The organism is uncultured Campylobacter sp., from assembly GCF_938017705.1.
GTDB lineage: Bacteria > Campylobacterota > Campylobacteria > Campylobacterales > Campylobacteraceae > Campylobacter_B.
This window is the reverse complement of sequence record NZ_CALIIS010000126.1, coordinates 1-1,567: the sequence shown is the minus strand read 5'-3', so window position 1 is coordinate 1,567 and position 1,567 is coordinate 1. Positions and strand designations below refer to the sequence as shown.

The window sequence follows — 1,567 nt, the reverse complement described above, 5'->3', positions numbered from 1 at the left end:
TCTGCTCGAAATCCGCCCGATGTGCGATCGATGCAGCGTCCATCTGCTTTTTAGTCTCTTTTAAGCGCTTATTAAATAGCTTTTGCGCGCTTTTAGCCTCCTCGGCGCTTACTCCCTCATCCAAATCAAGCGTAGAGGCAACGCCGATAAATTTGTTATCCTCGCTCCATAAAAAGCACTCGTTTATATTATTTACGTTACGGCTAACCCATACGCGCTCAAGCCCGTACATCTCCACGCTGTAAAACCTCACACCATCTAGGCTGATACCCTTTTTATGCACATGTTTCAGCTCTCGCCCGCCAAGACGCGCGCTGATGCTTAGAGCGTCCATATACACAGCATCGCCTATCTTTGCACTATACGCAGCTGCGCAGGTAGTATCAAGGCGCTCAAGGTAGCGGGTGTTTAGAAATTTTTCCGCATACATATCCATCAGTTCTTGCACCTCGCTTAGATTTTTGAGCCTTGTTAAATTCGTCTTGTAGCCTCTTTTTAAGCGGCGCTCTTTTTTAGAGCGGAAAAACTCTATAGCTTGGCGCTGTGAGATATTGTGTCCGATGAAGCCGGCTAAATTTGCGCTGAAGCTATGCTGTAAGGCTCTAAAATTTCGCTCTACGTATGGCTTTAGCCAGCCGCTATAAGCGCGCACGGCTTTATACTCGATCTCAAGAGCGCCTAAGACTTCGCGCATATACTCGCTCTTAAAAGCTTTGCCGTTATCGCCCTTGATTACCTTTGGCTTGCCGTAGCGCACGATATATTTGGCGACGGCTCTAGCAATAGAGAGAGAATTTTCACTATCGCTGATGTGAAAAGTCGCTACCCCGCTATACGTATCGATTAGAGCGATGATGGTGTAGCGCTTTTGCCACTCTTTTACATAGTTTTGAAATTCGTCTTTGTCTTTAAAGACAGTGCTGACGTTTTGCCAGCCGATTAGCTCGCAAAGCTCGCTAGCGTTGCAGATTAAATCAAGCGGGCTGCCATCTATTTCTACTATTTCGTTTATCGTGCTTACGGCGTAGTTGCTGATGCCAAGAGCCGGCAAGCCGCGACCGACCGCTCCATCCTCGCCGTAAAGGATGATGTTTTTTACGAGCTTATTTTTGTTTAGGTAGTTGTTTACGAAGCGATTTACGACCTCATAGCTTACGATCTCGTCTCTTTTGCCTTGAAAATCCTCAAAGTTTATGAGAGAGTTTTTTGCCGCGTGATAATTTAGCGCCTTGTAGATGTTTGTTATATCTACCTTGCCCATACCGCCGCATGCAAGTATCAGCTCTACGCAAAGCGGCGCAAGACCTAGCGCGTCAAGCTTTAGGGTCTTATTATTATCCCGCTCGTCCACTAGCGCATCAAGGCCTCCTTTTTTAAATTTACGTTGCCAGTCGTAGAGCTTATTTGCGGTTACCTTTACGGGGCATATCTTTTTAGCGTTGATATACTCCAGAAAAGTAGCCTCGCTGATCTTGCCTTTTGCGTCTTCCCACTCCCTAACGACGTTATATTTTTCAAAAGCGGCTTTACGTTTTTTATCCGAGCAAGTAGCAATAGCAGGCAAATT

Annotated in this window: 1 protein-coding gene; it reads right to left on the bottom strand. The window is 46.0% G+C overall.

The window, feature by feature from the left end:
• A partial coding sequence (locus Q0605_RS06225) for a DDE-type integrase/transposase/recombinase (RefSeq protein ID WP_298705182.1) occupies nt 1–1,567 on the bottom strand: 1,567 nt, incomplete at both ends.